Below are 16,792 nucleotides of genomic sequence, written 5' to 3'. Positions count from 1 at the left end.
CTCACGAAAGCTCCGAGACTTCCAGGGTGCCAGTGGTCAACGTGGCGCCGAGAACTGCGATGTTCGGCGTCGCAGGGACTGCGAGGTCCATGCGCTCGCCTGCCGCGATGAAGTGGCTGGTCGCGCTTGCCGTCTGGCCGCTGGAGCCGATGGCGTAGCGCACGTCGGCGCCGCGGGCGTAGATGCTGATGCGGCGGCAGGTCGTGGTCAGCGCAGTGTTGGCACTCGCACCGCTGGAGGCTGCGAAGGCAAGCTGCCGGGCCACGAGGGCCTGCTTGATCGTCTCGACAGGCACGGCGCCCGTCGATTGCGCGGGCAGCTTGCCGTCGATACTCGAAATCGAGTTGTTGCCCGTTGTCTGGGCCGCCGAGGTGGCTGCGCCCGAGGGCAGCGGCAGCGAAGCGGCGCTAACGGGCTGCGTCGCCGGGAAGTTCGTGACAGTGACCGAACCGCCGGCACCGCCACCGCCTCCGATCAGGGTGGCGACTCCAGCAGAGTCGATGGCATAGGGGCCGGAGCCGTCGGAATCCTTGTAGTAACCGCCTTGGCCCAAGCGATAGCCGGAATTGACGAGTGGCATAGGAGGCCTTTCGAGGGAGAGTCAGTCTTGGGAAGCGCCCAACAGACGCTTCGCGAGGCAGGCTCAGGCAGCCGGCGCGCCGTCCAGCAGCGCCTGCAGATCTGCCTTGCTGGCATTGCCGCGGAACTCGATGCCCTTGGCGGTCAGGGCTTCCTTGAGCTCGGCAGCGGTCATCGATTTGGGTTCGTCCGCAGCCGGCGCGCCGTCCAGCAGTTCGTGCAGGTCGGGGTTGAAGTCGGCCTCGTTGATGAGGATGTGGTCGCCTTGGCTCTCGTGCGACGGCTTGATCTTGATGGTCTTCATGGCGCTTCTCCGAAGTTGTGGGAAGAGCCCGAGGCCGAAGCCCCGGGCGGCTCGGATTAGCCGAGCAGGATGCCCATGTGGGCCGGCTTCACCGCGGCGACGCCCCAGGCGAGCGAGACCTCGTACTGCATCTGGCGGTACTGCGGGTACATCGCCACTTCGAACGACAGGCCGCTCACCGGGTCGGTGACGATCTGGCGGTCGACGGCGCTGTCACCTTGCGGCGGCAGGGCCGGGGCGCGCGTGGCCAGGGCAATCGCCGAGCGGGCGAAAGCCATGTTGCGCGCGGCAGCAGCCACGACGGTGATAGCGGTCGCCGAGGTGGCGATCGCCTTGCGCAGGCCGGGAGCGGCCAGCGTGATGGCGCCGCCGTTGGACACGTCCGCGTCACCCGAGGCGACCACGTACTTGTTCGTGTCACCCGCGAAGGTGATCACGTCGCCTGCAACGACGGTGCCGGTGCCGGCCGAAGCCAGGGTGATGACCGTGGCACCGATAGCGTAGCCTGCGGTGTTGGTCGTCGCGCTGGCGCCGGTGCCGGCCACCGAGGTCTTCACCTGGGCCGATTCGCGGATCGCGAAGCCGTGGATGTCCAGCAGCACGCCTCGGCGCAGGAGCGAGGTGTCGTCGGCTTCGTTGGCCTTGGTCAGCTGCGCCAAGGTGCGCATCGCGGCGCCGGCCGACGTGTCGATCACCAGCTGCAGGTCACCCATGGGCGCGCCGTTGTCGGCCAGGATCTTGCGCATCTGGGCCGGGTCGGCCAGGTTCGACGCGAACGGCGTGGTGCCGGCCGTGCCGTAGGCGCGCGAGGCGTAGATGTGCAGGGCGGCGAGGTCGGCCTCGACTTCGTTCACCAGTGCGCGCATGGCCTGAGCCATCTGGTCGCGGAAGATGATGTTGAAGCTGGCGCCGTTGTTGTCCAGGCCACGCTTTTCTTCGCCATTCCAGCGCACCGGCACGCGGCGTGCTTTGGTGATGGTCATGTCCACCTTGCCGATGACCTGGTCGCCGTCGTTAGGCGGCGTCACGGCGGGCGTGATGTCGCTGGCGGTGGCGGCAGGGGCAACCGGCGAGGTGACCGTTTGGCCGACGGCCGCGCGGCCATAGGTCATGTCCGAGGACACGGCCGGAACGAAACCGACGAGTTCGCGCGAGACGACGTCGAGGGCGTTGTAGATGGTCGGGATGAGACCGGTGAGAGTGTTGCTCATGACGAGCCTTTCTGGAATGAAAAAGGCCGCTCATGAGCGGCCCGAGGTTGCGAGGAAAAAGGGATCGGTCTATTCCGTGATCACGGTGTTCGCATCCCGGGCCGCAACAGCTTTCGCCGCAGGGTCCATCTTGTCGAACTGCTCACGGGTGAGGGTCTTCTTGCCGCCAGCACCTGCACCACTGCCACCACCGCCTGCACCGCCACCAGAAGCGCCCGACCCTTTGAGGATCGATGCCTTGTGCGGGTATTGGTCAACGAGAATTTCCAGTGCTTCTTCGAAGTCGGCCGGGTTGCCCGGGCTTGCCTTCGAATAGACCTTGTTCCCGTCTGCACCGTAGGCCACGACCTTGCCGTCTTCGATCTTGAATCGGCCGCCGAAGCTCGCCTGCACCAGGTCGGCCGGGATGGCGACCTTGTCGGCGATGAACTTGGAACGGGCGAACGCGCCGCCGATCTTCTCGGAGTAGAGCGAGCCTTTCAGCGTCTCGACTTCCTTGACGACGGGTGCGTACTTCTCTTCGACGGCGCGGATTGCTTCCAGCTTGACCTTCTCGACTTCGCCGGCATCCACCAGCTTCTTGTCGTCGAGATTCTTGACGGTGGCCAGCGCCTTGATGGCGGCGGCGGCGTCTTCGATGCCTTCGAATGGCTTGAGCTTCGATTCGGCAGTCTCAGCGCGGATGCGATGGTCCTTCGCCTCGCCATTGAGGCGAGTGATGGTCGCGACCGTGCCAAGAGCGTCAAAAGCGACTTCCTTGCCATCGTCGGTGGTGTAAACCGGCTTGCCATCCAGAACGACGGCATGACCTTCAGGGGTAAGTTTCAGTTTCATGGTGAGTTGCTGTTTCCTCGGGCATCCGCCGTCGGTTCGGTGCCGCATCCGCGGCGAAGCGCCCTCAGACATCCGTCGTCTGGGCATGAAAAAAGCCGCTGGGCTTGCGCACAACGGCTTGGGAAAAAGAAAACCCGCCGCGGCTTCCCGGGGCGGGTTGTAGGGTTGGTCTGGCAGTTAGGGGGAATGCCAGGCACGAAGCACAAGCAGCAATTCTCCTTCGCGCCAACGTGATGGCGCCACTGCAACCTTCATTTCGCGTTGTGACTTCCCGGGCTCATTGATGTCAATGAAACTGCCGGGCTGGAGGCGCTCAATGGCTCGATCGAAGTACTCGTAGCGCATGATCACTTTGTACAAGTCACCTGCATCGCTCAGAAGCCGAAGCCTTGCGCCATCGAGGCAAAGCAGCACCACAGTCGCGGACTGCAGCTCCACGTCGTTCACAGCACCACCACCCTTTCGCCCTTCATCAGGCAGGCCACGCAGACGATCTGCTTCGTCCCGCCGCTGGCCTTGCCATCCTTGAACAGCATGCCGGTCTTCGTCTCGATCATCTCGCGCCCGCCGCAGCAGTTGCACTGCAGCACCGCTGCCGGCCTCGGCATCGCTCGCACGCGCTGGCGGACCTTCTCGGCTGGAGAGGGTTCGGTAGGGGGTACGAGCTTGAGACGGGGCACGCGGGCAGTTTACTGGGTCAGCCTTCCGTAGCAATGGAACAGGGTCGGCTTGTGCTCCGGGAAGGCATAGATTGCCCGGAATCGTTCGATCTTGGTTGCCACCTCGCCGCACTCGGTGCGCAGTGGACTCTGCGCACGCAACACCTCTCCAACGCCGGTATCGATTTGCAGGACTTGCAGGATTTGAGCTCCTCCCGCGTCCATGTCGTGCACATGGGCTGGCACCTGGCAATCGCGTGGTCCGTAGATCATCAGACACCCGCCCTCTTGAAAGCCTCGGCATCCCGAGCGCGCAACACATCCAGGTCAATCCACTCGCCCCTGGCGTTGTAAAACTGGTCGAAGGGAACCTTCCCCTCTCTCATCAGCCTGCCACGCACTGGCCCGACAACCTCATCCTGTCGCTTGGCCGACTGCTTTTGCAGCCACTCGCCGTAGCTCATCTCCGCCGGCACCTGGCCGTCCATGCTGGCGCGCTCGGCCGGCGCCAGCTCATCGATGTCGATGCCGAGTTCGCGGAATGACTTCGTGATCGGCGCGCTGCTCGAGCGGCACCGCCAGTGGAGCCGGCCCGGCCCCTGCAGCCATGGCACCGAGTGCCCGACGGGCTTGTGGTCCGTCGTGTACTTCTTCCCGTCGCGGATCCGGCACATCGCGCTCGTGCGCAGGTCCAGCGTCGACACCCACTTCAGGGCCGCGATCAACTCGGTGTTTGCCTTGTAGAACTCCTCGCGGGCCATGGCCGCTGTATGCGCCACCGCTGTCCGGACAACGGCCTCTACCTCGATGCGACCCCGGTTCAGGATGCCGTCTTCATAGCCCTTCGCCTTCGTGCCGCGGATGTCACGGATGATCTGATCGTTCGTCTTGCCCTGCAGGTAGCCGTCGCGCACTGCGCTCCGGATCTGCGCCATGCGGGTCGGCTCGACAGCCGCCGCCCAGGAGCGCAGCAAGCGCCCTTGGAAAGGCCGGCTCATTGCTGCCGCGTAGGCCTGTTCAGTGCTGATCGCCTGCACTGGAATGACTGCCTGCACGCCGGCTGGAATCGTCTTGGCGAACAGATCGAATTGGTAGCCCGCCTCGTAGGTCGCCAGGACCGCCATTTCTTCGGGCAGCGCGCGCCCGATGGCGTCGTAGGCCTCCTGATTCAGGGACCGCACAGCTCCCAGCATCACCTCCAGGCGCTCAATCGTGAACGTCGTGGCGTCCATCCCCTCCAGCGCCTCCATCAGGGCCGCTGCGAGCCGCGCGTCAGCCCGGTTCAGGATCGCAATGATGCGCTGCACTACCCCCGCGCTGTACTGCTGCAGGTTGACCGTGTGGTCGGTCTCCGCATCCAGCAGCTTCTCGTTGACCGTGGCCATCAGGCAGCGGCCGGTTCAGGCTTTCTCGGCAGGCCTGTCGCGGGGTCGATGTCCTCGTCCGTGATCGCGCCCAGCTTCGGCCCCTCCTCGGCCACTGCGTCGAGCTCGGTCTCCGGGTCGATGTCCGCAGCCAGCATCCCGCGGCGCTGCTGCTCGCGGATGGCTGTCTGCTTCGTGATCAGGCCGCCCTGCTGCATGCTCAGGATCAGCTGGGCCGAGGCATCGCTCAGGCTGCCGGCACCAAAGTCCTTGAACAGGCTGGCATGGCCGCCCTCGGGCTCATTGACCCACTTCGCCATCAGCTGCAGCACCTGGTCGAGCCCGTCCTCGACGATCTCGGTGATGCGCTGCAGGTCGCTCTTGTTCGCCTCTGCGTCGTTGTTCGACTGGGTGGCGGACTTCTGCTCACCCGGCTTGACCACCAGCAGCTCGGCGCCGGTCTGCACCATCTGGTCCTCGAGCTTTTCGAGGGAGGTCTCGCCGGCGTCGATGGCCGCGCCCGTGTGCTCGACGAACTTCATGTCCGCACCGAGCGGCAACTTCACCGCCGACGATGCGCCCACGGTCAGGCTGGAATTCTCTTCGGCACCGATCATGACCAGGATCGGCACGCGCGCGACGTGCAGGATGGTGTCTTGGTCGCTCTGGCTCTGCCAATGCTTGACGTTCAGGTGGGCCAGATCGAGTAGCGGAGAGACGCCACACATGAAGCCCAGTTTCTTGCCGTAGAACGGCACGAAGGGGATCTCGGTGAGCGTCGTGACACCCCCCTCCTCCAGCGTCCAATCGTCTTCAGCCTTGGCGCCCGGCATGTAGACCGACCACTTGCCCGGCTCGAGCACCCGCACGCGCGGCTCAGTCTTGACGCCAAACTCACCGTCAGGCACCTCCTTCGTCTCGGCCAGGCGAAGCTGCGTCAGGCGGGTGACGCCGCCGGCGCGCTCACTCTTCCAGCCGAGGATCTGCGCGTGGCGGACGAAGACGAGGTAGGGGCGCACGCCGGCAGAACGCTCATCAGCCTGCGTCCTTACGGTATCGCCCACCTTTGGGTAGTCCACCAACACGCCGCAGATGCCGAAGCCAAGCGCCTCAGCCATCACCACAGCAGAGAACGAGTGCAGGTTGTTGCCCTGCTGGTCAGCGTCGTCGCACCAAGTCTTGATCTTCGCCGGCACGTCGTCGGCCAGCGTCAGCTGCTTCGAGAACGGCTTGCCGCTCATCACGCCGATGGTGCGGCCGAACGCCGGGAACAGGGTCGCCACGCTCAGGCGCGTGTTGTAGCTGGGCTGCTCCTCGTTCGGCCACTTCGGCAGATAGGTCTGGCCGGCGGCCCGCATCGCCACGGTGCCGCCAAGGAGCGCCTCAGCAATGGGCCAGTTCACCGCCATCGCGGCGACTTCTGGCGATTGATCTTGTACCTTGAGGGCCATGCGCTTGTCTTTCCGCGTCACATACGCAGTGGCTCGACCGTCGTTGTCCGCTTCACCGCCAGGATGCGGTATCGCGCTTCGTCGCCGATGTGGTCTTCGGCATCGGTGTCGATGTCATCAGGGTCGCGGTCGCTGCGCGGCAGAACAGGAATCGTCCGGATGAACTGCCGGCAGGTATCGAACACGAAGAGGCCAGGCTCTTCCATGCGTTCCGCGCGAGCCGCTTGAAGCCGTCCGCGCATCAGTTGCCACCCCCGCTTGCGCGAGCCGGGCGACTTGTCCGCCTTCTCCCAGCGCACCTTGTGGCGTTCTTGAATCTTGGCGGGGCTGTCGCCATTGGTCTCGTCGAAAATGCTGCTGTCTGCCGGGCCGGGTCGAATTCGCTCCTGTAGGCCCATGTCAACCTGGTGCTTCACAATGCCATCGGCAATGCCTGCATCGCTCATCTTCAGGCCCTCATTCGGGCGCCCGTTCCAGCCGTACCACTCGCCGATGCGGAACAGCGTGCCGCGCGGGAATGCGCGCTTCGTGCCGTCTGCCATGACTGCCTCGGTCCCGTCCGACTCGGCCCAGAATCCCACCGAAAACGGCTTGCTGCTGCCCCAGTCGAACGCGCGGTCAATGCGCCAGCTGGCCGGGATGGCAAAGGGCTGGAGGACATGCGTGTCCTGGTCCCATAGGTCATCGAACATGCCACCAGCGATGATGTTCCAGTCACCATCGCGCATCGCCTTCACGAGCGCGGCGTTGCCGAGACCCTCGAGCCGGTCGACGTAGTCGGGATCGGTCTCGGTGAGCGTCGGGTTGTCCGCCAGCTTGGCAGGCACGTACTGCCGGCGCATGCCGCCCTCTTCCTTGCCCATCTGCGTGATCGCCATCGGCGCCGCCTGATCGACGAATGTCGCCTTCACCCAGTTGTGCCCGACACCGCCCGGGTTCGACCCGTTCACGATGCGAGGGAACAACCCGATGTACTGGGGCGGCACCCGCAACCCGCCAAGGCGACACCGCCCGCGCAGGTAGCGATAGATCACGTCCGTGAAGTGCGTGAGCTCGTCGATCATCAGGACGTGGATTTCCGCGCCCTGGTACTTGAACCTGTCCTTCTCGTATTGGCAATGGCAAAGGTGAATCTTTGCCCCGTTCCAGAACTCGATGGAGTTCTTGGACCAATTAATCTTCGCGTGGCCCTGCTCGATCCACTCCGACAGCATGGCGGGAAAGCCCGTCGGGCCCTCCATGTGGTTCTTCGCCAGGTCGTCCGAGATGCGCCGGAAGATGTAGACCTGCAGCCCGGGAATCGCCGTGCACCACGCGATCGCCGCCGTCCGCATCAGGTGACTCTTGCCACCGCCGGCCGCGCCTCCGTACAGGATTTCCGTCGCTGTGGAGAGGAACGCCTCAGTCTGCCGCGGGTGGAGGTGCAGTTCCATGGAGCACCAACTTCAGTTCAGGTGTGGCAATCGATCCAGAGTGTTCGACCTTCTCCTTGAAGGCGCCAACATCGACGTGTTTGCCGATGAGTTCGACCAGCTTCGTGCGGTCAAGCAGCTTCAGCTTGCGCACCGTCGCGAAGGTCGGAGCGCCATCAGGGTCATCGCCCAATCGCTCTTGCACAGTCTCGACGCCAGCGACCAGACCAGTCCGCCACACGAGCGGCCATTCCTTGACCGGCTTCAAGCCTCCGTGGTCGTCATAGAGGTCGGCCAGGTCGGCGGTTGCATCGCGCGCCAAGCGCTTAAGCACCCAGTCAGCATCGATCTCGGTGCGTTCCGCGCGCTGCGTCTTGGCCTCTGTGATCGCGCGGGCAACTCCAACATTTCCCAACAGGCGAGGCCCCTGCTGCAGAGCGGTCTTGGCGCTGTACCCGGCCCGCACAGCGGCTTGGGTTGCGTTCAGGTCAATAAGGTACTCGGCGACGAAACGCTGTTGCTTGGGAGTCAGCGCCATGGCCGGACCTTTCGAATGAGGCACCCCATCAGGCTACCGTGGTGGTCACGGCTGGGGTGCTGCTGTTCGCATCCCTCGTGATGACGGTGATGCATTCGCTGGAGAGTCGCGCCAAATTGGCCTCGTGGCGCGCCCTGTCACGTTCAGGGATGAACCGGGGGCGAAATCTAAATCGTGCAGTCGACCTGCCGCTCCCACCCAGCCTGCCTAAGGCCAAGCGGGAGGGGCTGCCCGGTCATTTGCAGGTGATGCTCCAGGCTACGGCACCAGTTGAGGCCGAAGTCCACACCGACATGCCAGTCTTCGTGGTGGCGCTGTACCACGTCGTCATGTTCGAGCCGGACCCGCTCGTCGTATTGACCTCAGACGGTCCTTGGTTGGGGCACGCGATCGGGAACGTCACCGCAGCCGTATTGCCCGAAGTCGTCGTGTAGCCCCACTGACGAAGCCACCCGTTGCCCATGTAGCTGCAGTTCATCGTCTCGCTGCAATAGCCGGCAAGGGTGGCCCCATTTGCCAAGTTCTGATAGCCAGACCAACCTATCGACGCGAGGTTCGCGCCATAGGACAGACTCTGGTTAAACCAGTAGTTCGGACCAAAATCGACCCCTGTGACGTTTGACAGCGGTAGAGTGCCTCCGCCAGCAACACTCAAGGCAAAGTAATTGCCGCTGATCTTGATTGCTCGATTGAGAGCACTCGTAAACAGGAACGGGTGAGTAGTATTTTCAGCGATGTAGCTATCCTGAAGTGTGGCGCCACACACACCATTGAATTGCGGACCGCTGTATGACTTCTCAATGTTGTTGCCGATCAGAGAAACGTTGTTGGCATTTTGCAGACAGCTCGCAGCCCCCGGACCAATCTTGAGCGACGCTTCACTAATGTCATTGCCTACAAAATAGATGCTATTGCCCCAAATGTTGGCGTTGTTGCACGACTCGTCGAGCGTACAGTTGAGCGCGGTTCCCTGAAAATTCGAAAAGACGTTCGAGAGAATTTTCGGGCCATAGGAGGCCTGCAGACTAATGCCCCGCCCATACCCATTGATCGTAAGGTTGCGAAAGACCGGGTTACTGAGGTTGGCTAGCTGGATCGCGTAGGCGCTTACGTTGGGGTTGTACGGCCTGATGAAATAGACATCCTCGATGGAAAATCCTGGCGCAACACAGCAACCAGAATTGGTCGGAGGATTGAATACAAGCGTCGAAGCTGGTGCCGAGCTGTCGTTGTAGATCTGCGAGCAAGCACCATCGCCCTTGAAGTGGTAGCTCGTGTCAGGATTTGCTCCCGATAGCGATGCGGTGATGCGATACGTCCCGCAAGGGAGATACACGACACCGCCCGTCTGGTTCTGCGCGTTTTTCTGTGCAGCTGCAGCATTGATCGCCGCCTGAATGGCGGCCGTATCGTCATTGCCGTTTCCGTGCGTGCCATTCGAATTGCCCAGCGCGCCATAGGATCGAACATTGATCCGGGTGTCGAGGTTCGGGAGACTCTTGAACGAGGGGTCGGCAGAGGCGCCATTGCTCGTCAGCACCTGCCCAGCCGCGCCTGGCGCCGCGCTGTTGAAACCAGTCCCGGTTCCGCGCCCCACTGGGACGGAATTACTGGGGACCTGCCACTGCGCGTACGTGGGAGTCGCGGACAGCAATGCTGCAAGCGCGACGGATAAGAAGAAACTCGCGTTAAGCCTTTTCATGGCATAGCCTCAATCAATGGGGACGACATGGAGCTGACTGGCTGAGTCTTGCCCAGCGACGTAGCCGGCTCTCGATGCCAGGAAGCGAACTCCTAGACATCGGAAATAGAAAAGCCGCCAAGCATTTCTACCTGGCGGCCTGAGGGCGAATGCCCTTTTATGCGTAGATCGACATTGCGATCACGCAGACAAGGATGACGATCCCTGCAAGGATGAAACCGATCTTGGCTCCGCCGTCGTCGGCGCGCAGGAGCCGAAGCTCGAGCATGGCGCCAGCGATTCTCGACAGCCAGAAGTAAAGCAGTTCACCCATCCTCGCAGGGTAGTCGATCTCAGATGCCCTGCGAAGCCAGCTCGAGGGGCGTGCGCCAGTTCGCCGCGGCCGTGACGATGCAAGGTCGGAAGGTCTGGTGCTGACGAACGCCGTTGAGGCGGAGCAGGACCGACGCCGCGTTCAGCAGCAGCCAAACGGTGAGGTTCGCCGGAGGGAATCCCATCGGCATCGGCACGAGTGCGTAGGCGAGAGAGCATTGCAGCGCTTCGCCAGCAGCCTTCGAGATCACATCAATGACCTCGTCGTTCATGTCCAGGGTGTCAGCGATGGACTGGGTCCAGATCCCCGCTGCCAGGGTCCGCATGTCCTCGCGTTCTTGAGGGGTGTAAGCCATAAGTACCTTTCAAAGTTAATGAAGGCACTCGTTGGCGCTCTGGATTGGGGCTCTCGGCTGTTGCCGTGGCCCTCAGAATATTGATCGCCCCACAGCGGGGGCACTTAATCTCACGGTGGGTAAAACTGCCCATCGCCAGCTTGCGTTTGCAGCCAGCGCAACGGATCTCTTCCATGTGCGGCATCGTCCATAATCCCCCGGCCTGTACAGGTGGCAGGGTCTTCGGCTAATGCCGTGCGCAATCACGGCGGAGGCGGGTGGGAAAGGTGTTGACGCACCGGAACCACTCGCCCTGCTTTTTTCCTTTGCAGCCTCGTCGTCACGGGCAACAAAAAAGCCGCCAAGGCTTGCACCCGGGCGGCTTGTGGATCATGCGGCGCACGCCGCTATCACCATGTCTTTGGACGGACTCTTTGATGGTGGCCGGACGCTACCCCGGATAGCACTGTCTGACGTGCTCCACAAAGTGCAACTCCCGCCTTTCGGCCGCCTGGTGTTGCATCTCGCTATCTGCCCGAGGTCGCTACCCCTCGCATGTTCGGCTGTTTGCGCCGCCGTTTCGAAATTCGGCGCGTTCACCATCACGAAGAGACTCCCCGGCTCACGCTCCCCTTTGGCCAGTTGGCCTCCGCTGCGACGTGAACCTCTTCGTGATGCCCCTGATTTTGAATATGGCTCCGCCATCAGGGTTGGGCCGCTATTGTTTTTTCAGGAACACCCTGAATTTATACGACAGGGCAAGCGTATCAGACGGATACCCTCTTCGCAAGGGGTATCCATCCAGTGGTCAGAACTCCAGCGATGGAGCGATCCACTTCATGGCCTCGGGCCCGGCCTTCGCCTGATCGCGCTCCATTTCGGCCACGAGCCAACGCGCGAGTTCGCGAAGCTCATGGGGAAACTGACGCTCGAATGGCACCGCGCCCTCGCCGCGGCAGGCGCTGCACTTTTGGGCCCCAAGGGTTTTCGTCCCAGGCATGACCAGCACGCCGTGCCCGCCGCACGGTTTGCACACACCGGACCTGTGCCATGCGAGGCATGCCCTGGCCATGTCTTCAGCCGCCGGACGCGCCAGCTTCACGCGCGTGCTGCGCGCCCTCTTCCAGACCATCTCCGCTAGCAACGCCACGATCTCGCGCGAGGCGTGGTTGTCGCCCATGAACAAGCGCTGAAGCGCGACGGCGAGCGGCGCCTTCGGAGTGTCTCGCCCGTGAAAGTCCCTGCCTCGGCTCAGTGCGCGGTCAGCACAGCCCATGCCTGCGAGCACGTCGGTGTCGCTGCGGAAGGTGCGCGCATCGACCGTCAGGCACGAAGAGCGGATGGCGGTGGCGTAGCGGTCAGTGATCGACATCGGAGTCCTTCGGTTCGGGATAAAAGTCCACCACCGCAATAGGCTCGACGGTGGCGGATGTGGGGTTCTTGGCGACGACGATGGCGGTCGAAGTCCGCGCACGCGGGCGCTCTTGCATTGCGGCAGCAGCTGCTCGGCGTCGCGCCTCTACAGATTCACGATGCCCGGTCAGTTGATCAAGCGGGCTTGGCCCGTACGGTGACTGGCTCATGCATCCGCCCTTTCCGGCAGCAGAGTCGGGTCGATGGCTGGCAGAGGCACAGGCGGCAGCCACGCGGTCGACTCGTCTACGGCGTCGTCTCCGGGGTCGCGGATGGGGCGCAGGCAGAAGTCCTCGAGATACGTGAGCCGCTTTCCATCCGCCGCGAATAGCGGCGGCTCGTACTCCCACACGGCGAGACCATGGAGGCGTATTGGCGCCAACTGAATCACAGTGACGAAGCGTCCATGAAGATGCCCAGTATCGGCACCAGTGCGCTCGATGAAGGCTAGTTCTCCGGGTTTGCAGTTCATCGCACGCCTCCTCAGAGGAATCTGGTGACAACCCAGCCGACGAGTAGCACTAGCGCCGGTCGGAGCAGAACTTCGAGAACCGTCTTCCACCACGCCTTTCCCTTCTCGTCGGGAGCGCGGCCGCGAGCGATGAAGCCGACCGTGAGCGACACGCCAATGGCAAGCGGGATGGATAGCGCGGGAAGCCCGAAGGTCGGCACGATGAACCAGAGCCACAGCAGGTGGAACACATAGCCGCTCCAGATAGCTGAGATCGCGACGATCGCTGCCACGAAGGGCACGCCCAAGATCAGGGCGAGTACGCCGGCAGCAGCGCCAACCATCATTTCGTCAGAGGTCTTGTTGGTCATGGTCTTCTTTCTGCCCTTCGGGCGTGGTGTTCAAAAGCGGGAGGCGCTGGGGCCACTGCCCGCTGGCCAGGATGCGGCGGCGCGTGTCGGCGCCCCATGCAGGTTCGATGGCGCGGCGCGCGGCCTTCGAGAACATGGCGCCCTGATCGAAAAGCGCGTGGCAGCCGGGCCGGCCTGGTTGCGGGCCACACAGCGGGAAACACAGCCGGTCGTCCGTCTTCATCGCCATGCCCTTGTCGGTGTTCGGATGCGCCGCTTGGCATGGGCCACAGCCGCAGGCGATGCACGGCATGGCGGCCACCAGCCGGCGGTAGGCCTCGCTGCGGACGATCTCCGTCTTCGGCTGCGATTGGCCAGCAGCGGCGCAGTGCGCCATGACGCCGCGCGCGACGATCGAAGGCTTCTTACCCAGGCCGGCGCGCTCAGCCATTGCCATGACGCTGGATTGCTTGCGTACGTAAGGCTTGCGGGCGAACGTCATGCGATCACCCCCAGCGCCTTGAGCGCCTGCTCTGGCGTCTCCACCACGAACAGCGGCATGTCGGCCCAGATGGCGTGCCAGTCGGTCTGCGCTGTGGTCAGCTTGCGGGCGCTCTTCACCTTGCTGCCGTCCTTGACCTCGAGCAGCGAGAGCTTGCCGCGGAAGCCGCACAGCAGGTCGGGGACGCCATTGCCGACGGCCGCGAGGCTCTGCACAGACACGCCGGCCGCGCGCAGGGCCGAGACGACCTGCGTCTGGTTGGTATCGATCTTGGCGGCGCGCCTCATGGAGCCTCCAATTCGTAGAACGTGACGCCCAATTCCGAAGCCGCATAGGCCTCGACCTGGGAGCAGAAATCCGAAAACTCAGCCGTCGACAGCTCCGTGCTGCTCTTGCCGATGACCTCCCCGCTCGGCAGTTCTTCGACGCCGATGAACATGCGCTTGAACTGCTCGTGCCATGTCTCTGCGGAGTACAGCCGTCCGTTCGGCGCTGCCTGCGCGGCGATCTGGGCGAGCACGCCCTTCCCCCAGTAGCGGCGGTTCTGCGGCTTCGTGCGCTTGCGCTTGGAGACAGTGAGCACCCAGCGGTGTCCGCCCTGCAGCACCTGGGCGAGAAACGGGAAGAGCTGGTCCTTGATGACGGCCCAGGCCTGCGAGCGGTTGTGCAGTTCGATGGATAGGGATTCGGTCATTGCGCCCTCGCCTTCCCGATGCGGTCGCTCTCGGCCTTGACCTTCTCGTGCCAGATGCGCCACTCCGTACCGAAGGCGGCCTGCATGGCCTGGCTGTACGCCGGCACCAGCGCGCCCGCCTCCTTCGACTGCCAGAACGGCAGCCCGTGAGCCATCGCACGAACGGTGCAGGTCTTGCAGTTGGCGTCGTACAGCGGGTAGTCGGCCTGCTTGATGGCCGCTGCGCAGTTCACGCACATACGCCCTCCGCCAGCGCAAACTTTTGGTACTCGCCCTGCTTCACGATCTTGATGACGCGACCCTTTTCGAGGTCGTTCTTCAGGTAGGCGTAGATGTGGGTGGCCTTGACGCCAGTAGCGGCGCAGATCTGCGCACGGCTCATCGGGCCGTGGGCCAGCGCCGCGCGGATGCGGCCGCTGTTGCTCTCGGGCCGGACGGCGTTGCCAAACCCCGTCGATGCATTTCGTCTGCCGCGCATCATCTTCGGCACGCCGCGCAGGCCCGACTCGTCCGACTTCATGCTCATGCCGCGAAAGGTGCTGTGGTCCTTGCCGGTCTTGCGACGGCGCTCCACGTTCGCAGTACTCTTTGCGCTCAGCGTCGCCGAGCCCAACTCCTTCACCCAGTTGATGGGCGTCTCGGAAAGCCCAATACCGGGCCAGGGGTGGTAGTTCATCAATAGGCTCCGTAGACCCCGTGCGGGCGCTCGCCGAGGTAGTAGATGTGCCCCGTTTCGAGCAGGCGGGAGATGGTCTGGCGCGCGGTCTTGTGGGGCCAGCCGGTGATCGTCACGAACTCGCCGAAGGTCAGCGATCCGAGGCGCAGGAGTTGAATGGCAGCGTGACGGCGAGACATCAGTGCGCCCCTTCGACTTCGATGCCGTGCATGACGCCTGCAGACGCCAGTTCGGCAAAAGATGCGTACCCGATGACCGTCTTGCCGGCGGCGCTGCCGCCTTGGTACACCAGCTTGCAGCGCGCGGCGTCACCGATGAGCGCCGGCCGCGGTGGCTTCAGACCCTTCTTCTCGTACTCAGAATCCGGCGATCGGTCGCCCGAAAGGCGCCGCGGGTACGCGAACTGGCCGCGCCCCGTGTACGCCTTGTGCGACTCGCAGAAGCGGTGCTGCAGGTAGCTCAGCTCCTTCGTCTCTGTGCGGCACACCTTCGGCCAGCCGCCCAGGTCTTCGATGCAGGCATGGATGGCTGGGTCGTCGAAGACGACATCGGTGTAGGCGCCAACGCTGCCCATCGCCTCCAGCGCCTTGCCCCAGGCGAGCTGCGCGCGATCGGTGTGCGTGCCCGCGATGATGCGCACCAGGTCGGCAACCTTTGGCGCGAACTGCCCGTGCTCCGGGTCCTTGGCATGCCAGTCGAAGGCCTTGCGGACCTGCTCAAGTGATGCACCTTCGCAGGCCGTCCAGAACAACGAGCGCGTGAAGTCGGAAACGTCCTGGCGGTAGTACGCCATCACGTCAGCGAACAGGCGAGCGAACTCCAGCCGTTCAGACGGTTGCATGGTGGTCTCCTTGAGCTGCCCAGGCCTCGGCGCCAGCGTGGTTGCGCTGCTCGATGGCCTCTTGGCGGTTGGGTTTGCCGGCGGCGCCAGCAGGCGGGAGAGCGGCGGCGAGCCACTCGAGCGGCTGCAGCGGCTTCTCGCGAAGGCAGTTGCGCAAGGCGTTGACCAGGGCTTCGTCGCCGTGGCCTTTGCGCAATCCGCCGAGAAACGAGCGGGCGGACTTGTCGGCCGTGCCGGCGTTGACGAGCAACGGGACGCCGTAGCCGAAGATGATCTCGTCGGTGGTCAGCGGCGGCTTGCCGCCAGACCCGTTAGGGTCTGTATTAAGTCCCTTCTCCTTCCCTTCTCCTTCTCTTGGATCAAGTGACTGAGTCTGTGACAGACCCTGTGACAGAGTCTGTTGGACCTTCCTGATCTCCTCTGTGATACGCGCCTTCTCGCCGTCTGTCTTGGCTTCCTTCAGATGCTTTTCGAGCGCGCCGATGCGAGCCTTTGCGGTCTTCAGGCGTTGCTTGATCTTGGCTTCGAGCGCCGTGTTGATGCCTTCAGCGACCACGGGGTGATAGAGGCGACCATCGCTGCAGAGCACCCAACCGCGCAGAGCGCCTGTCTTGTGCTTCTTCCAGGCCTTGAGATCGCGCGCCAGTTCGGCCAAGCGGCACAGCTCGATGTCATCGTCAGGCAAGCTGCCGGCGGGGACCTGATCCCAGGACTTGAGCCAGAGCGTGACGCCCGCGCGCCACTCACCATCCGTGGCGCGCGCATGGAACGACGACCCGAACAGGCGCGACCGGAACAGCGGCGTGTGCGGGAAGTCGCGCAGGTCGCAGCCGGCCGGTGTCAGCGGTGACGGAAGATCGCTCAAGCAACCCTCCACTCGCGCTCAGCACGGCCAGCGCTGCTCTTGACCAGGCGGCCCGTCTCTTCGATCTGTCCATGGCGCTGCAACTCGGTCAGGCGGCGGCAGACGGCCACACCGTCAACACCGCGCAGGCGGGAGGCGATGCCGTCCTTGCCCAGCGGCCCGTGCTCGCGCAGAACGGCGAGGATGAGGGCATGGTGACGCTGCGCCATTTCCGCGGCCTGCTCGGCTGCCAGATGGCTCGTGATGGGATCGCGGCGGCGCGCCTTTGGCGCCCCCGTGAAGTCGATGGCGTGTTGCAT

Annotated in this window: 27 protein-coding genes; all 27 read right to left on the bottom strand. The window is 63.7% G+C overall.

The features are described from left to right. Window position 1 precedes the first annotated feature (1 nt). The 27 genes from AC07OH_RS03770 to AC07OH_RS03640 all read right to left on the bottom strand — a co-directional run bounded on the left by AC07OH_RS03770 (window position 2) and on the right by AC07OH_RS03640 (window position 16,792). Window positions 2-580 carry a hypothetical protein gene (locus tag AC07OH_RS03770; RefSeq protein WP_495299653.1) on the bottom strand — a complete coding sequence of 193 codons (579 nt, stop codon included), beginning with the start codon at window positions 578-580 and terminating at the stop codon, window positions 2-4. A 63-nt stretch (window positions 581-643) separates the two neighbouring features. Next, window positions 644-883, bottom strand: coding sequence for a HeH/LEM domain-containing protein (locus AC07OH_RS03765; RefSeq protein WP_495299652.1), 240 nt, complete (start codon window positions 881-883; stop codon window positions 644-646). Between the two features lie 56 nt (window positions 884-939). Beyond that, the gene (locus AC07OH_RS03760; RefSeq protein WP_495299651.1) at window positions 940-2,094 is read right to left on the bottom strand and encodes a major capsid protein; all 1,155 of its coding nucleotides are present in this window, start codon (window positions 2,092-2,094) and stop codon (window positions 940-942) included. 69 nt (window positions 2,095-2,163) lie between these two features. After that, the gene (locus AC07OH_RS03755; RefSeq protein WP_495299650.1) at window positions 2,164-2,928 is read right to left on the bottom strand and encodes a DUF6651 domain-containing protein; all 765 of its coding nucleotides are present in this window, start codon (window positions 2,926-2,928) and stop codon (window positions 2,164-2,166) included. Between the two features lie 443 nt (window positions 2,929-3,371). Further along, the gene (locus AC07OH_RS03750) at window positions 3,372-3,536 is read right to left on the bottom strand and encodes a hypothetical protein (protein ID WP_495299649.1); all 165 of its coding nucleotides are present in this window, start codon (window positions 3,534-3,536) and stop codon (window positions 3,372-3,374) included. An 81-nt stretch (window positions 3,537-3,617) separates the two neighbouring features. Further along, window positions 3,618-3,860, bottom strand: a complete 243-nt coding sequence (locus AC07OH_RS03745) for a hypothetical protein (RefSeq protein ID WP_495299648.1) — start codon at window positions 3,858-3,860, stop codon at window positions 3,618-3,620. Next, a complete protein-coding gene (locus AC07OH_RS03740; protein ID WP_495299647.1) occupies window positions 3,860-4,972 on the bottom strand; it encodes a minor capsid protein in 1,113 nt (370 codons plus the stop codon). Before AC07OH_RS03740 ends, AC07OH_RS03745 begins: the two co-directional genes overlap by 1 nt. Then, window positions 4,972-6,402, bottom strand: coding sequence for a DUF4055 domain-containing protein (locus tag AC07OH_RS03735; RefSeq protein WP_495299646.1), 1,431 nt, complete (start codon window positions 6,400-6,402; stop codon window positions 4,972-4,974). Before AC07OH_RS03735 ends, AC07OH_RS03740 begins: the two co-directional genes overlap by 1 nt. A gap of 17 nt (window positions 6,403-6,419) precedes the next feature. Next, a complete protein-coding gene (locus AC07OH_RS03730; protein WP_495299645.1) occupies window positions 6,420-7,835 on the bottom strand; it encodes a terminase large subunit domain-containing protein in 1,416 nt (471 codons plus the stop codon). Continuing rightward, window positions 7,804-8,352 carry a terminase small subunit gene (locus tag AC07OH_RS03725; RefSeq protein WP_495299644.1) on the bottom strand — a complete coding sequence of 183 codons (549 nt, stop codon included), beginning with the start codon at window positions 8,350-8,352 and terminating at the stop codon, window positions 7,804-7,806. Before AC07OH_RS03725 ends, AC07OH_RS03730 begins: the two co-directional genes overlap by 32 nt. Window positions 8,353-8,587: 235 nt before the next feature. Beyond that, a complete protein-coding gene (locus tag AC07OH_RS03720) occupies window positions 8,588-10,054 on the bottom strand; it encodes a glycosyl hydrolase family 28-related protein (protein WP_495299643.1) in 1,467 nt (488 codons plus the stop codon). Between the two features lie 157 nt (window positions 10,055-10,211). Beyond that, window positions 10,212-10,367, bottom strand: a complete 156-nt coding sequence (locus AC07OH_RS03715) for a hypothetical protein (RefSeq protein ID WP_495299642.1) — start codon at window positions 10,365-10,367, stop codon at window positions 10,212-10,214. A gap of 19 nt (window positions 10,368-10,386) precedes the next feature. Beyond that, window positions 10,387-10,638, bottom strand: a complete 252-nt coding sequence (locus AC07OH_RS03710) for a hypothetical protein (RefSeq protein ID WP_495299641.1) — start codon at window positions 10,636-10,638, stop codon at window positions 10,387-10,389. 10 nt (window positions 10,639-10,648) lie between these two features. Further along, entirely contained in the window at window positions 10,649-10,897 is a 249-nt protein-coding gene (locus AC07OH_RS03705; protein WP_495299640.1) for a Com family DNA-binding transcriptional regulator, read from the bottom strand. 612 nt (window positions 10,898-11,509) lie between these two features. After that, window positions 11,510-12,073, bottom strand: a complete 564-nt coding sequence (locus AC07OH_RS03700) for a hypothetical protein (RefSeq protein WP_495299639.1) — start codon at window positions 12,071-12,073, stop codon at window positions 11,510-11,512. Next, entirely contained in the window at window positions 12,060-12,284 is a 225-nt protein-coding gene (locus AC07OH_RS03695) for a hypothetical protein (protein ID WP_495299638.1), read from the bottom strand. The genes AC07OH_RS03700 and AC07OH_RS03695 overlap by 14 nt, the downstream gene beginning before the upstream one ends. Beyond that, window positions 12,281-12,586, bottom strand: coding sequence for a hypothetical protein (locus tag AC07OH_RS03690; RefSeq protein ID WP_495299637.1), 306 nt, complete (start codon window positions 12,584-12,586; stop codon window positions 12,281-12,283). Before AC07OH_RS03690 ends, AC07OH_RS03695 begins: the two co-directional genes overlap by 4 nt. 11 nt (window positions 12,587-12,597) lie before the next feature. Then, window positions 12,598-12,936: a hypothetical protein gene (locus AC07OH_RS03685; RefSeq protein WP_495299636.1), complete on the bottom strand. Its 339-nt coding sequence runs from the start codon at window positions 12,934-12,936 to the stop codon at window positions 12,598-12,600. Continuing rightward, a complete protein-coding gene (locus tag AC07OH_RS03680) occupies window positions 12,917-13,417 on the bottom strand; it encodes a hypothetical protein (RefSeq protein ID WP_495299635.1) in 501 nt (166 codons plus the stop codon). The genes AC07OH_RS03685 and AC07OH_RS03680 overlap by 20 nt, the downstream gene beginning before the upstream one ends. Then, window positions 13,414-13,704, bottom strand: coding sequence for a hypothetical protein (locus AC07OH_RS03675; RefSeq protein WP_495299634.1), 291 nt, complete (start codon window positions 13,702-13,704; stop codon window positions 13,414-13,416). The genes AC07OH_RS03680 and AC07OH_RS03675 overlap by 4 nt, the downstream gene beginning before the upstream one ends. After that, window positions 13,701-14,111: a recombination protein NinB gene (locus AC07OH_RS03670; RefSeq protein WP_495299633.1), complete on the bottom strand. Its 411-nt coding sequence runs from the start codon at window positions 14,109-14,111 to the stop codon at window positions 13,701-13,703. Before AC07OH_RS03670 ends, AC07OH_RS03675 begins: the two co-directional genes overlap by 4 nt. After that, entirely contained in the window at window positions 14,108-14,344 is a 237-nt protein-coding gene (locus AC07OH_RS03665) for a hypothetical protein (RefSeq protein ID WP_495299632.1), read from the bottom strand. The genes AC07OH_RS03670 and AC07OH_RS03665 overlap by 4 nt, the downstream gene beginning before the upstream one ends. Beyond that, window positions 14,341-14,787 carry a hypothetical protein gene (locus AC07OH_RS03660; RefSeq protein WP_495299631.1) on the bottom strand — a complete coding sequence of 149 codons (447 nt, stop codon included), beginning with the start codon at window positions 14,785-14,787 and terminating at the stop codon, window positions 14,341-14,343. Before AC07OH_RS03660 ends, AC07OH_RS03665 begins: the two co-directional genes overlap by 4 nt. Beyond that, window positions 14,787-14,966 carry a hypothetical protein gene (locus tag AC07OH_RS03655; protein ID WP_495299630.1) on the bottom strand — a complete coding sequence of 60 codons (180 nt, stop codon included), beginning with the start codon at window positions 14,964-14,966 and terminating at the stop codon, window positions 14,787-14,789. The genes AC07OH_RS03660 and AC07OH_RS03655 overlap by 1 nt, the downstream gene beginning before the upstream one ends. Beyond that, a complete protein-coding gene (locus AC07OH_RS03650) occupies window positions 14,966-15,628 on the bottom strand; it encodes a DUF6475 domain-containing protein (RefSeq protein WP_495299629.1) in 663 nt (220 codons plus the stop codon). Before AC07OH_RS03650 ends, AC07OH_RS03655 begins: the two co-directional genes overlap by 1 nt. Further along, window positions 15,615-16,493, bottom strand: coding sequence for a DUF1376 domain-containing protein (locus tag AC07OH_RS03645; RefSeq protein WP_159275215.1), 879 nt, complete (start codon window positions 16,491-16,493; stop codon window positions 15,615-15,617). The genes AC07OH_RS03650 and AC07OH_RS03645 overlap by 14 nt, the downstream gene beginning before the upstream one ends. After that, complete coding sequence (locus AC07OH_RS03640) at window positions 16,490-16,792, bottom strand: hypothetical protein (RefSeq protein WP_159275216.1); 303 nt, start codon at window positions 16,790-16,792, stop codon at window positions 16,490-16,492. Before AC07OH_RS03640 ends, AC07OH_RS03645 begins: the two co-directional genes overlap by 4 nt.

It is taken from the genome of Variovorax sp. GW821-FHT10C12 (assembly GCF_059415405.1).
The sequence above is the reverse complement of the archived record's forward strand: the minus strand, read 5'-3'. Positions and strand labels throughout refer to the sequence as shown.